At 64.6% G+C, this 13,595-nt stretch carries 11 protein-coding genes; 10 read left to right on the top strand and 1 reads right to left on the bottom strand.

Annotation, left to right across the window (positions count from 1 at the left end; genetic code table 11):
* Positions 1-38: 38 nt before the first annotated feature.
* The 3 genes from ACIQXM_RS04320 to ACIQXM_RS04330 all read left to right on the top strand — a co-directional run bounded on the left by ACIQXM_RS04320 (position 39) and on the right by ACIQXM_RS04330 (position 2,872).
* Positions 39-710, top strand: coding sequence for an ATP-dependent Clp protease proteolytic subunit (locus tag ACIQXM_RS04320; RefSeq protein ID WP_400928121.1), 672 nt, complete (start codon positions 39-41; stop codon positions 708-710).
* Between the two features lie 166 nt (positions 711-876).
* Entirely contained in the window at positions 877-2,169 is a 1,293-nt protein-coding gene (gene clpX, locus ACIQXM_RS04325) for an ATP-dependent Clp protease ATP-binding subunit ClpX (protein ID WP_400928123.1), read from the top strand.
* Between the two features lie 85 nt (positions 2,170-2,254).
* On the top strand, positions 2,255-2,872 hold the full coding sequence (locus ACIQXM_RS04330; RefSeq protein WP_400928126.1) for a DsbA family protein: 618 nt from the start codon (positions 2,255-2,257) through the stop codon (positions 2,870-2,872).
* 79 nt (positions 2,873-2,951) lie between these two features.
* On the opposite strand, the gene valS is transcribed toward ACIQXM_RS04330, so the two are convergent.
* The gene (gene valS / locus ACIQXM_RS04335) at positions 2,952-5,594 is read right to left on the bottom strand and encodes a valine--tRNA ligase (protein WP_400928129.1); all 2,643 of its coding nucleotides are present in this window, start codon (positions 5,592-5,594) and stop codon (positions 2,952-2,954) included.
* Between the two features lie 112 nt (positions 5,595-5,706).
* Between valS and ACIQXM_RS04340 the strand changes: the two genes are divergently transcribed.
* The 7 genes from ACIQXM_RS04340 (at position 5,707) to ndk (ending at position 13,499) form a co-directional block, all read left to right on the top strand.
* On the top strand, positions 5,707-6,084 hold the full coding sequence (locus ACIQXM_RS04340; RefSeq protein WP_400928132.1) for a DUF488 domain-containing protein: 378 nt from the start codon (positions 5,707-5,709) through the stop codon (positions 6,082-6,084).
* 51 nt (positions 6,085-6,135) lie between these two features.
* Positions 6,136-6,747 (top strand): NUDIX hydrolase, encoded by a 612-nt coding sequence (locus ACIQXM_RS04345; RefSeq protein WP_400928134.1) that lies wholly within the window; start codon positions 6,136-6,138, stop codon positions 6,745-6,747.
* Positions 6,744-7,502, top strand: a complete 759-nt coding sequence (locus ACIQXM_RS04350; RefSeq protein ID WP_400928137.1) for an SDR family oxidoreductase — start codon at positions 6,744-6,746, stop codon at positions 7,500-7,502. Before ACIQXM_RS04345 ends, ACIQXM_RS04350 begins: the two co-directional genes overlap by 4 nt.
* A 382-nt stretch (positions 7,503-7,884) precedes the next feature.
* Positions 7,885-11,184: an isoleucine--tRNA ligase gene (gene ileS, locus ACIQXM_RS04355; RefSeq protein WP_400928140.1), complete on the top strand. Its 3,300-nt coding sequence runs from the start codon at positions 7,885-7,887 to the stop codon at positions 11,182-11,184.
* Positions 11,184-12,563, top strand: a complete 1,380-nt coding sequence (locus ACIQXM_RS04360; RefSeq protein ID WP_400928143.1) for a bifunctional folylpolyglutamate synthase/dihydrofolate synthase — start codon at positions 11,184-11,186, stop codon at positions 12,561-12,563. Before ileS ends, ACIQXM_RS04360 begins: the two co-directional genes overlap by 1 nt.
* A gap of 5 nt (positions 12,564-12,568) precedes the next feature.
* The gene (locus tag ACIQXM_RS04365) at positions 12,569-13,042 is read left to right on the top strand and encodes a DUF4233 domain-containing protein (RefSeq protein WP_400928146.1); all 474 of its coding nucleotides are present in this window, start codon (positions 12,569-12,571) and stop codon (positions 13,040-13,042) included.
* Between the two features lie 40 nt (positions 13,043-13,082).
* A complete protein-coding gene (gene ndk / locus ACIQXM_RS04370) occupies positions 13,083-13,499 on the top strand; it encodes a nucleoside-diphosphate kinase (protein WP_400928149.1) in 417 nt (138 codons plus the stop codon).
* Positions 13,500-13,595: the final 96 nt, after the last annotated feature.

A 13,595-nucleotide genomic window follows, 5' to 3' on the forward strand; every position in this document is an offset into this window, starting at 1 on the left:
CTTCCAGCGCACCTTTCTTAGACTTCAGGAGTAAAGCAATGAACATGAATTTTGGAACCGCAGGCGGTGCGGCACCGCAGATGCCATCCAACCGCTACGTATTGCCGCAGTTCGAAGAGCGCACGCCGTACGGCTTCAAGCGCCAGGACCCGTACACCAAGCTGTTTGAGGACCGCATCATCTTCCTCGGCGTCCAGGTGGACGATGCCTCAGCCGATGACGTGATGGCACAGCTGCTGGTTCTCGAGTCGAATGACCCGGACCGCGACATCACGCTGTACATCAACTCTCCGGGCGGTTCGTTCACGGCCATGACGGCCATTTACGACACCATGCAGTACATCCGTCCGGAAATCCAGACGGTCTGCCTGGGCCAGGCCGCCAGTGCCGCTGCGGTGCTGCTGGCAGCGGGTACGCCGGGCAAGCGCCTGGCCCTGCCGAACGCCCGCGTGCTGATCCACCAGCCGGCCCTCGGCGGCGGCGAGCGTGGACAGGCTTCGGACCTGGAAATCCAGGCAGCTGAGGTCATGCGCATGCGGACCTGGCTGGAAGACACCCTGGCCCTGCACTCCAACCACACGTCCGATGAAGTGAACCGGGACATCGAGCGTGACAAGATTCTCACGGCCGCCGGCGCTATGGAGTACGGACTGATCGACCAGGTGCTGGACTCCCGGAAGATCAAGACTCCGGCCATCAACCGAATGTAAGCCTCCCCAAGGCCCGCAGTGCGAAATTACGCACTGCGGGCCTTTCGGTTGCTGTAACACCGAACCAAGTGTCCTAGAGTGGAACATGGCTCCGGCTTCCGGCTGTCCCGAACGGGACGGATGCCGGCACTGTTTTAGACGATGGACCATCTAAGGGGACTGAATTATGGCTCGCATTGGTGAGAGCACGGATCTGCTCAAGTGCTCTTTCTGCGGAAAGAGCCAGAAACAGGTTCGCAAGCTTATTGCCGGCCCCGGAGTCTACATTTGCGACGAGTGCATCGACCTCTGCAACGAGATCATCGAAGAGGAACTCTCCGAGGTAGCTGATCTGGGCACCTTTGAGCTGCCCAAGCCGCGGGAGATCTTCGATTCCCTGCAGGAATACGTCATTGGCCAGGAACCGGCCAAGCGTTCCCTCGCCGTCGCCGTGTACAACCATTACAAGCGCATCCAGGCCGGCCACGCTCCGCGCAACACCGGCAACCTGTCGGACGCAGTCATCTCCGATGACGTGGAAATCGGCAAGTCAAACATTCTCCTCATCGGCCCCACGGGCTGCGGCAAGACGTACCTCGCGCAGACCCTCGCGCGGCGGCTGAACGTTCCCTTCGCAGTCGCCGACGCCACCGCGCTCACTGAAGCCGGCTACGTGGGCGAGGACGTGGAGAACATCCTGCTCAAGCTCATCCAGGCCGCCGACTATGACGTCAAGCGGGCTGAGCAGGGCATCATCTACATCGACGAGATCGACAAGATCTCGCGCAAGAGCGAGAACCCCTCCATCACGCGCGACGTGTCCGGAGAGGGCGTGCAGCAGGCCCTGCTGAAAATCCTGGAAGGAACAGTCGCCTCCGTTCCCCCGCAGGGCGGCCGCAAGCACCCGCATCAGGAATTCATCCAGATCGACACCACCAACGTCCTGTTCATCGTTGCCGGTGCTTTCGCCGGCCTCGAGGAAATCATCGGCTCCCGGTCCGGACGGAAGGGCATCGGCTTCGGCGCGCCCCTGAATGAGAGCGCCAAGGAAGCAGATTCCTACGCTGACGTCATGCCGGAGGACCTGCTGAAGTTCGGCCTGATCCCCGAGTTCATCGGCCGGCTGCCCGTGATCACCACCGTGTCGAGCCTGGACCGTGAGGCGCTCATCCGGATCCTCACCGAACCCAAGAACGCCCTGGTCAAGCAGTACCAGCGGATGTTCCAGCTCGACGGCGTTGAACTCACCTTTGAGCCTGCTGCCCTGAACGCGATCGCCGACGCCGCGCTGTCCCGCGGCACCGGCGCGCGCGGACTCCGGGCCATCCTGGAAGAAGTCCTGCTGCCGGTCATGTTTGATCTGCCCAGCCGCGAGGACGTCGCGACGGTGGTCATCACCGAAGACGTGGTGACGAACAAAGCAGAGCCAACGCTCATTTCGCAGGCCGTGGCAGCCAAGCGCCGGAACAAATCCGCCTGATCCGCGGTTGCCCCAAGCAGCTGTTATTTTCAGCGGGGGAGCACCGGCCCGCCCGCTTCGTTTCCGAGACCCGAAGGAGTGTGCCGTGAGCTCACCCGATACTGCAGCAAAAGCCGACTTTTGGTTTGACCCGATCTGCCCGTTTGCCTGGGTCACCTCCCGCTGGATGGGTGAGGTTGAGCAGGTGCGTGATGTCAGCACACAATGGCATGTCATGAGCCTGTCAGTCCTGAACGAGGGGCGGGACCTGCCCGGCGACTACAAGGAACGCATGAAGGCCGCCATCAAGCCGGTGCGCGTGATCACCGCGGCGAAGGAACTGCACGGCGACACGTACGTCAAGCCGCTGTATGACGCCATGGGCACACGGATCCACATCGGGCAGAATGATGATCTCGACGCCGTCATCCGCGAGTCCCTGGAGGAAGTCGGACTTCCGGCCGAGCTGGCCCAGTTCGCGGACAGCGACAAGTACGACACCCAGCTGCGTGCCTCGCACCAGGAGGGCATCTCCAAGGTGGGCGACGACGTCGGAACCCCCATTGTGGCTTTCAACGGCACCGCCTTCTTCGGGCCGGTCCTGACGCGTATCCCGCGCGGAGAGGAAGCGGGCCGGATGTTTGACGGAGCCGTCATGCTCGCCTCAAACCCCGCGTTCTTCGAGCTCAAGCGCAGCCGCTCCGAGAGCCCGCAGTTCGACTAAGGCCAGCTGCTTTCAGCTAACGGAACGCCCGGCCGGAGATCTCCGGCCGGGCGTTCCATTTTATTCTGTGCTGTGTCTGTTACCCGGCCGCAGGAGCCGGTTCCACCGGAGCCAGCTCCACGTTGGAGACGGCCAGTTCGCCGTCGCCGGCGGACAGGGACAGCTCGCGGACGTTGCCCGCTGCCTTGAGGTCAGCGAGGCCGGCCTCCAGCTGCGCCACCTGTGCAACGGATGCGGTGACCGTGGCACTGAGGACCTCGGTGCGCTGCTTGACCTTGGCTTCGGACTTGGCCTTGCGGATACCGCCCAAGGCAGCAGCGACGGTGGCGAGGATCCCGGCGTCGGACGTTGCCACCGCGGTGGCCAGCGCGTCAACGTTCGGCCACGGTGCGCGGTGCACCGAGCCGTGGCGCCACCAGCCCCACACCTCTTCCGTGGCGAAGGGCAGGAACGGCGCAAAGAGGCGCAGCAGCGCATCGAGGGTGGTTGCCAGGGCAGCCAGCACTGATGCCTGCTCCGCCTCACCGAAGGCCCCGTAGGCGCGGTCCTTGATCAGTTCCACGTAGTCATCCGTGAAGGACCAGAAGAAGGACTCGGTCAGCTGCAGGGCCTTGGCGTAGTCGTACCGTTCAAACGCCGCGGTGGAAGCATTCACCACTTCCGCAAGCTGCTTCAGCAGGGCGGAGTCCAGGGCGTTGGTGATCACCGAGGTGTCAGCCGTCACCACGTTCTTCTCCGTGGCCCCCAGGTTCAGGACAAACTTCGAGGCGTTGAGCAGTTTGATGGCCAGACGGCGGCCGATCTTCATCTGCGCAATCTCGTAGGCCGTGTCCGCACCCAGCTTGGCGGAGGCCGCCCAGTAGCGCACGGCGTCGGATCCGTAGTCGTTGAGCACATCGGTGGGAACCACTACGTTGCCCTTGGACTTGGACATCTTCTTGCGGTCCGGATCCAGGATCCAGCCGGAGATCGCTGCGTGCTTCCACGGTGCCGCGTGGTTGAGCGCGTTGGCGCGCACCACGGAGGAGAACAGCCAGGTCCGGATGATGTCGTGGCCCTGCGGGCGCAGGTCAAACGGGAAGACCTTGCTGAAGAGGTCGTCATTGCGGCTCCAACCGCCCACAATCTGCGGGGTGAGGGAAGAGGTGGCCCAGGTGTCCAGGACATCCGCATCGCCCACAAAACCTCCGGGCTGGTTGCGCTGGGATTCCTCGTAGCCCGGAGCCGGCTCGGCGGCGGGGTCCACGGGCAGCGACTCGGATGCCGGCAGGACGGGGTTGTCATAGTCCGGGTTGCCTGAGGCATCCAGCGGATACCACACGGGAACCGGGACGCCGAAGAAGCGCTGGCGGGAGACCAGCCAGTCGCCGTTGAGGCCTTCGATCCAGTTTTCGTAGCGCGACCGCATGAACGCCGGGTGGAAGTCGATCTCCTTGCCGCGGGCAATCAGGGCAGCTCGGCGGTCCTCGTCCCGGCCGCCGTTGCGGATGTACCACTGGCGGCTGGTGACAACCTCAAGGGGCTTGTCGCCCTTCTCGAAGAAGTTGACCGGGTGGGTGATCTTCTTGGGTTCGCCCTCGAGGTCTCCGCTTTCGCGCAGCATTTCGACGACGGCTTCCTTCGCGCTGAAGACCGTCTTGGCGGCCACGGCGACGTAGTTTCCCCTCGCCTTGTCCGTGGTGATCCACTCCGGGGTCTCAGCGAGCAGGCGTCCGTCGCGGCCGACGACGGCGCGGGTGGGCAGGTTCAGCTCGCGCCACCAGGTGACGTCGGTCTGGTCGCCGAAGGTACAGATCATGGCGATGCCCGAGCCCTTGTCCGGCTTGGCCAGCGGGTGTGCGCGCACCTCCACCTCGACGTCGAACAGCGGAGAGGTGACCTTGGTGCCGAACAGGCGCTGGTAGCGCTCGTCGTCGGGGTGGGCCACCAGAGCCACGCAGGCCGGAAGCAGCTCGGGACGGGTGGTCTCGATGAAGACCTTTTCGCCGTCGGGCGCATGGAAGCTGATGCGGTGGTACGCGCCGGGCTGTTCCCGGTCCTCCACCTCGGCCTGGGCCACAGCGGTGCGGAAGGTGACATCCCACAGGGTGGGAGCCTCGGACATGTAGGCGTCCCCGGCCTTGAGGTTCTCCAGGAAAGCGCGCTGGCTGACGGCGCGGGAGTTGTCATCGATGGTGCGGTAGGTGCGGGTCCAGTCCACGGACAGGCCCAGCGTGGAGAAGAGGTCCTCGAAGACCTTTTCATCCTCCACAGCCAGCTCTTCGCACAGCTCAATGAAGTTCCGGCGGGAAATCACGTCAAAATCGCGCTGGTTCTTGGGAGCGGTGGCCGGCGGGCGGTAATCCGCATCGTACGGCTTGGTCGGATCGCAGCGGACGCCGTAGTAGTTCTGCACCCGGCGTTCGGTGGGCAGGCCGTTGTCATCCCAGCCCATCGGGTAGAACACGTTCTTCCCGGTCATGCGCTGGTAACGCGCCATGACGTCGGTCTGCGTGTAGGAGAACATGTGACCCACGTGCAGCGAGCCGGAGGCCGTGGGCGGGGGAGTGTCGATCGAGTAGACGTCCTCGCGGACGGTGTCTTCGTTGAACGCGTACGTTCCCTCGTCCCGCCAGCGGCGGCTCAGGGTTGCTTCCAGCCCCTCAAGGGCGGGCTTGTCGGGGACGGATACGGTCTTGGGTTCATTGTCGGGCGTGTCTGTGCCCGGAAAGTTTTCAGCCATACTGCCATTCTTCCATGCGGGCGGTAAGGCGCGGGGAACTGTTGCGCCGTCCGTCCGGCTCCTCCGCTGCGGGCCCTGTCCGGCCCGGACCGCCCGCCGTAGCATCCGGGGTATGGAAAAGACCCAGGAGAATCCGGCTTCGATCCGCATCCGCCGCATTTATGAACCGCCCGACGGCGGCTACCGGGTCCTGGTGGACCGGCTGTGGCCGCGCGGGGTCTCCAAGGAACGGGCAGACCTGGACGAATGGCTTAAGGACCTCGCGCCAAGCACTGACCTGCGCAAGTGGTTCGGTCACCGGGAAGAGCGCTGGTCCGGATTCCAGGACCGGTACCGGGAGGAGCTGGCCGCAAATCCGGAGGTCGCGGAGTTCTCCCGGGCCTGTGACTCCCGGGCGGACACCGTGCTGCTCTACGGGGCGCGTTCCGAAACGGAGAACGAAGCGACGGTGCTCCGCGACTACCTGTTGGGTCTGGCCGGCCAGCCGTGATGTCCGGGTGGATGTCCGTGTGATGGTCCGCTGGTGCGGCACAATGGCAGGATGCCTCTTGAAAGTCTTCTCCGCAGCCTCCGGGCGCTTCCCGAATCAGGGCCGCGGGACGCGTATCTGCAGTTCGTGACTGCCGCAGGGGATGCCTCCCTGCGGCGCGGCGGCGGCCCGGAACACGTCACGGCGTCGTGTTTCGTGTTCTCGCCCGGCTTCGATCAGGTGCTCCTGTGTTTCCACCGCAAAGGGCAGTTCTGGGTACAGTTCGGCGGTCACATCGAGCCGGACGACGCGACAGTGGCGGAAGCCGCCCAGCGTGAGGCCCGGGAGGAGTCCGGAATCAGTGACCTGGTCCTGCTGTCCTCTGCAGGCTTCCCGGCAGCGTCCCCCGTACTTATGGACCTTGACCGGCACGATCTGCACGGGGGCTTTTCCTGCTCAGCTCATTGGGACGTGGGATACGCAGCGGTTGTTGACCCCGACGCCGCCATTTCGGTCAGTGATGAAAGCGAGGCAGTCCGCTGGTTCCCGGTTTCCGCATTGCCGGCGCAGGTGCCGGTGGGCTTCGGTGCCCGATTGGAGCACGTCCGGCGCGCAGCCGTCTCACTGCAACACCGCAACACAGAAGCGTGCCCGGGAGGGGAAGTCGCTAGGGTGGTGCCATGACCCCTAAGCGCGCAGTAGTAACCGGAGCAAGTTCAGGAATTGGAGCGGCAGCAGTACGTGCCCTGCGGAATTCAGGCTGGGACGTGGTGGCCGTGGCCCGCCGCGGGGACAGGTTGCAGGCGCTTGCCGAGGAGACCGGTGCCCAGGCCATCACCGCAGATGTGACCGACGGCGGATCCGTGGCCCGGATGGCCGAAGAGGTGCTGGCCACCGGGGGAGTGGACGCCGTGATCAACAATGCCGGCGGAGCCTGGGGTGTGGACTCCGTGGCGACAGGCAAGCTCGGCGACTGGGAAGCCATGTACAACGTGAATGTGCTCGGAGCCCTCCGCGTCACGCAGGCCTTCCTGCCCGCGCTGCGGAGCTCCGGACAGGGCTCGGTTCTGATGCTGACCTCCACCGCGGCGCTCGCCTCCTATGAAGGCGGCGGCGGATACTGCGCCGCCAAGTCCGCTGAGCAGGCGCTCGCCGAAACGCTGCGCCTGGAGGAAGCGGAAAACAACGTCCGCGTCATCGAGATCCTCCCCGGCATGGTCAAGACGGACGAGTTCTCCCTGAACCGGCTCGGAGACAAAGAGGCGGCGGAAAAGGTCTACGCCGGAGTGGAGAAACCCCTCACGGCCGAGGACGTCGCTGACGTCATGGCATACTCCCTGAACCTTCCGCACCACATCAACCTGGACAAGGTGGTCCTGCGTCCGCTGGCCCAGGCGGCCAACCACAAGGTCATCCGCCGCCAGCCGGCCCAGGCGTAACCTCGGCGGGCACTCACTCCGCCGGCACTCGCTCCACCGGCCCCAACTTCGACAAGCCCCGGGGTGTGGCCTAAACTGGCGGAAGCAGCTTTGACCCGGCTATCACCGGTGAGCTTCCGGAAGAACGGCGCCGCACCCCTTGCGCAGAAGTCTTGGGATGATCGTGCACCCAGTAGAACCGGACGGGTAAGCCCGTCACAGCAGTCAACGAGCGGCAGCCCGACTCGGCGGCGCAGTGCATTGAATACGCACAGCACGACGACGACGGCGGCAAGCGAGGTGGTACCGCGGATTCTGAGCCGGCCTTGAGCCGACGGGGGAGTCCGCCCTCGCATCCTGTTTTTTACAGCCAGATTTACTTGCCGCTATCAGGATGACGAATATGCCCTCTATCTATCCCAAGGCCACTACGGCCGCCGCTCCGGCAGAAAACGCCGCCCCGTCTTCCCCCAAGTTTCCGGAACTCGAAGAACTGGTTCTGAAGTACTGGGACGAGGACGGCACTTTCCAGGCCTCCATCGATGCCCGGTCCGCCGGCAAGGACGGCTCCAACGAGTTTGTCTTCTATGACGGCCCGCCCTTCGCCAACGGCCTGCCGCACTACGGCCACCTCCTCACCGGCTACGTCAAGGACCTGGTGGCCCGGTACCAGACCCAGCGCGGCCGCCGCGTGGAACGCCGCTTCGGCTGGGACACCCACGGGCTGCCCGCCGAGCTTGAAGCCATGAAGCAGCTGGGCATGACCGACAAGGTCCAGATCGAAAAGATGGGCATCGACAAGTTCAACGACGCCTGCCGTGCATCCGTGATGGAGTACGCCGGCGAGTGGAAGGACTACGTCACCCGCCAGGCCCGCTGGGTGGACTTCGAGAACGACTACAAGACCCTCAACGTCGAGTACATGGAGTCGGTCATCTGGGCCTTCAAGACCCTGCATGAAAAGGGCCTGACCTACAGCGGTTTCCGGGTGCTCCCGTACTGCTGGAAGGACGAGACTCCGCTGTCCAACCATGAACTGCGCATGGACGATGACGTCTACAAGGACCGCCAGGACCAGACCGTCACGGTCACCTTCCCCCTCACCGCCGGTGACAGCGCGCTTTCCGCGGAGCTCGACGGCGTCCTCGCCATCGCCTGGACCACCACTCCCTGGACCCTGCCCACCAACATGGCCCTGGCCGTCGGGCCCAAGGTCCGCTACGCCGTCGTGCCTGCCGGACCCAACGGCACGCCGCAGGAGAACCCGGAAGCCCGCTACCTGCTGGCTGAAGACCTGGTGGGTGCCTACGCCAAGGACCTCGGGTACGACGACGCCGAGGCCGCCCGCGAGGCCGTCACCTCCGTGCACCTGGGCACCGAGCTGGCCGGGCTGAACTATGAGCCGCTGTGGAACTACTACACCGACAACGAGAAGTGGGGCACGAAGAACGCCTGGCAGATTGTCACGGCAGACTACGTCACCACCACCGACGGCACCGGAATCGTCCACCAGGCTCCGGCCTACGGTGAAGACGACCAGAAGATCTGCGAAGAAAACGGCATCCCCGTGATCCTGTCCGTGGACGAGGGCGGCAAGTTCCTGCCCATGTTCTCCGACGGCCCGCTGTCCGACATTGCCGGCCTGCAGGTGTTCGACGCCAACAAGCCCATCACCAAGGTGCTGCGCGCCGACGGCCGCCTGCTGCGCCAGGCCAGCTATGAGCACTCCTACCCGCACTGCTGGCGCTGCCGGAACCCGCTGATCTACAAGGCTGTGTCCTCCTGGTTCGTTGAGGTCACCAAGATCAAGGACCGCATGGTCGAACTGAACCAGCAGATCAACTGGATCCCGGAGAACGTCAAGGACGGCCAGTTCGGCAAGTGGCTGGAAAATGCCCGCGACTGGTCCATCAGCCGCAACCGCTACTGGGGCAGCCCCATCCCGGTGTGGGTCTCTGACGACCCCAACTACCCGCGCACCGACGTCTACGGTTCGCTGGAAGAAATCAAGGCCGACTTTGGCCGGCTGCCGCTGAACCATGAGGGCCAGCCGGACCTGCACCGCCCCTTCATCGACGAACTGACGCGCCCCAACCCGGATGATCCGCGCACCCCGGAAGAGGGCCAGTCCACCATGCGGCGCGTGGAAGACGTACTGGATGTCTGGTTCGACTCCGGTTCCATGCCCTACGCCCAGGTGCACTACCCGCATGAGAATGCCGACTGGTTTGAGCACCACAACCCGGGCGACTTCATTGTGGAGTACATCGGCCAGACCCGCGGCTGGTTCTACACGCTGCACGTGCTCGCCACGGCGCTGTTTGACCGCCCTGCCTTCCGCAACGTCATCAGCCACGGCATTGTGCTGGGTTCGGACGGGCAGAAAATGTCCAAGTCCCTGCGCAACTACCCGGACGTCTCCGAGGTCCTGGACCGCGACGGCTCCGACGCCATGCGCTGGTTCCTCATGGCCTCACCGATCCTGCGCGGCGGCAACCTGATCGTCACCGAGCAGGGTATCCGCGAGGGTGTCCGCCAGGTCATCCTGCCGCTGTGGAACGTCTGGCATTTCTTCACGCTCTACACCAACGCCGCCAACAACGGCAACGGATATGAGACGAAGCCGCGCTACGAGTCCAGCGAACCGCTGGACAACTACATGCTGGCTGCCACCGGCGACCTGGTGCGCACCATGACCTCGCAGCTGGACAGCTACGACGTCTCCGAGGCCTGCGAAACCCTGCGCCAGTACATGGACACGCTGACCAACTGGTACATCCGCCGCAGCCGCACCCGGTTCTTCGACGAAGATCCCTCCGCGTTCGACGTGCTCTACACCTGCCTGGAAACCGTGTGCCGTGTGGCAGCTCCGCTGCTGCCGCTGGTCACCGAGGAAATCTGGCGCGGACTGACCGGCGGGCGCTCCGTGCACCTGACCGACTGGCCTGATGCTGGCCTGTTCCCGCAGGATCCCGCCCTCGTGGACCGGATGGACCGCACCCGGCGCATCGCCTCGGTGGGCTCGTCCCTGCGCAAGGCCGCCAATCTCCGGGTGCGGCTGCCGCTGTCCGAAATGACCGTCGTCGCTCCCGATGCCGAGGCGCTCTCGGGCCAGTTCGCGGCAATCATTGCCGATGAGCTGAACCTGAAGTCCGTCCGCCTGATGGAGGCTGCTGCGGCCGATCCTGCCGAGTTCGGCATCACGCAGAAGCTGGTGGTCAACGCCCGTGCTGCAGGTCCGCGCCTGGGCAAGAACGTCCAGACCGCGATCAAGGCGTCAAAGTCCGGCGACTGGTCGGTGGACGACGCCGGAACCGTCACCGCAGGCGGCCTGGAACTGCAGCCGCAGGAGTACACGCTGGAGACGGTGGTGGAAACAGCCGACGGCGAATCCTCCAAGGCAGTCTCCGTGCTGCCCGGGGGCGGCTTCCTGGTGCTGAACACCGAAGTCACTCCGGAGCTGGCCGCCGAGGGCACTGCCCGCGACGGTATCCGCGCCATCCAGCAGGCCCGCCGCGACGCGGACCTGCATATCAGCGACCATGTCCGGACCGGGGTCACCACCTCGCAGACGTCCGCTGCGGCCCTGGAGGCCAATGCGGAGCTGATCAAGTCCGAGACCCTGACCGACCAACTGGTGGTCACCGCCGTCGATCTTGCCGACGACGCTGAAGAATTCACCGTCACCGTGGAGAAGATCTAATGAGCATGTCAGACGGACCCTCCGGGGCAATCGACGGTTTTTCCGTCGAAAGCGTCTACGCCGAGCTGCTGAGCCGCGCCCCCGAAAACAAGATGGAGCCACGCATGGCGCCGCTGTTCCGCGCGATGGAGGTGCTCGGGGAGCCCAACAAGGCGTTCCCGATCATCCACATCACCGGAACCAACGGCAAGACCTCCACGGCGCGGATGATCGAGGCCGGGCTGCGGGCCTACGGGCTGCGCACCGGACGGTACACCAGCCCGCACCTGAGCAAGGTCACCGAACGGATCAGCATTGACGGCGACCCGGTCTCCGATGAAACGTTCGTGCGGATCTGGGACGAGATCCACCCGTACCTGGACATCGTCGACGGCGAACTGACGGCGGCGGGGGAACCGCGCCTGACCTACTTCGAGGCCGTCACCATCCTCGCGTTTGCGGTTTTTGCCGACGAACCCGTGGACGTGGCCGTCATCGAGGTGGGTCTGGGCGGCATCACCGACGCCACCAATGTGGGCGATGGCACGGTTTCCGTGGTCACGCCGATCTCCCTGGACCATACGGAACTGCTCGGTGACGACGTTGCTGACATTGCAATGGAAAAGGCCGGCATCATCAAGGAGGGCGGCTTCCTGGTCAGCGCTGCCCAGCCGATGGAAGCTGCGCAGGTCCTGCTGGAAAAGGCGCGCGAAGTGGGTATTCCGTACCGCTTCGAGGGTGTCGAGTTCGGCGTCGAGTCCCGCGTGATGGCGGTCGGCGGACAGATGCTCACCATCGCCGGACTTGCCGGACGCTATGAGGACCTGCTCCTGCCGCTGCACGGCAAGCACCAGGCGGAGAATGCCGCCGTCGCCGTGGCAGCGCTGGAGGCGTTCATCGGCGGGGGCACCAAGGAACTGGACGTTGAACTGCTGCGCACCGGGTTCTCCACCGTCTCCTCGCCCGGCCGGCTGGAAGTGGTGCGCACCGCGCCCACCATCCTGGTTGACGCCGCGCACAACCCCGCCGGTGCCAAGGCATCAGCCGAAGCGGTGCTGGAAGCCTTCAGCTTCACCTCGCTGGTGCTTGTGGTCGGAATCCTTGCCGAAAAGGATTCCGTGGGAATCCTTACGGAACTGAGGGAGGCCCTGGGCGACCAAATCGCCGGCGTCTGCCTCACGCAGTCCAGCTCGCCGCGCGCCATTTCGGCTGAAGACCTGGTCCAGGACGCCGTCGACGCAGGTTTTGCCGACGAAGACCTGCAGGTGGAACCCGGCCTGGACAACGCCATTGAGTGGGCCGTGGCCAAGGCCGAGGAAAACAATGACCTCGCCGGAGGCGTGCTGATCATCGGCTCCATTACCCTGGTGGCCGAAGCGCGCACCCTTCTCGGAAAGTAAGCACGATGGCAAAACTCACCAAGGCGCAGCGCGAGTGGCGTCCGGGCATGCCCAAGAAACGGCGTTCCATCCGCACGATGTTCGCTTCCACGGTTCTTTCCCTGGAAGCGTTCCTCGTGCTCTTTGCCACGCTGGCCGTCTTCGGCACGCAGCGCGACTCCCTGTCCCCGGGCATCATCCTCAGCGGCGGGCTGGTCCTTTTCGCCGTGCTGATCGGTACCTGCGCGATTCTGTCCAAGCCGGCCGGTCCGGTAATCGGCTGGATCCTGCAGCTGGTCATCATTGCCACCGGCTTCCTGATACCGGAGATGTTCCTGGTGGGTGCAGTCTTTGCCGCCACCTGGTGGTACGGGCTGAAGACCGGCATGCGCCTGGACCGGGAGAACCGGGAGCGGGACCGCGAACAGGCGGAATGGGAAAAAGCCCATCCCGAGGCAACAAGGGAAGCAGGCACTGCCGGCGAAGCAGCCACGGACTAGGCTTAGACTCGAAAACCGCAACTTCGCAAGGAGATACACCGTGAGCACTGAGCGCACACTCGTACTGATCAAGCCCGACGGCGTGGAGCGCAAGCTCTCCGGCGCAATCCTGGCCCGGATCGAAGCCAAGGGATACACCCTGGCGGAACTGAAGAAGGTCAATGCCACGCGCGAGGTGCTCGAAGAGCACTACGCAGAGCACGAGGGCAAGCCGTTCTACGAACCGCTGGTGGAGTTCATGCTGAGCGGTCCCATTGTGGCAGCGATCTTCGAAGGCGAACGCGTCATCGAAGGCTTCCGCTCCCTGGCCGGAACCACGGACCCCACCACGGCGGCTCCGGGCACCATCCGCGGCGACTTCGGCCGGGACTGGGGGACTGCTGTCCAGCAGAACCTGGTGCACGGCTCGGATTCACCCGAATCTGCTGCCCGTGAAATCGGCATCTGGTTCAAGTAGGACCACAGCACATGACCTTGCTGTAAAAACGCAGAAGGGGCCGGCACCACTACTGGTGCCGGCCCCTTCTGCGTATCCGCCGTCTGCAGGACCAGG

Source organism: Arthrobacter sp. NPDC097144, assembly GCF_044762205.1.
Taxonomy (GTDB): domain Bacteria; phylum Actinomycetota; class Actinomycetes; order Actinomycetales; family Micrococcaceae; genus Arthrobacter_B.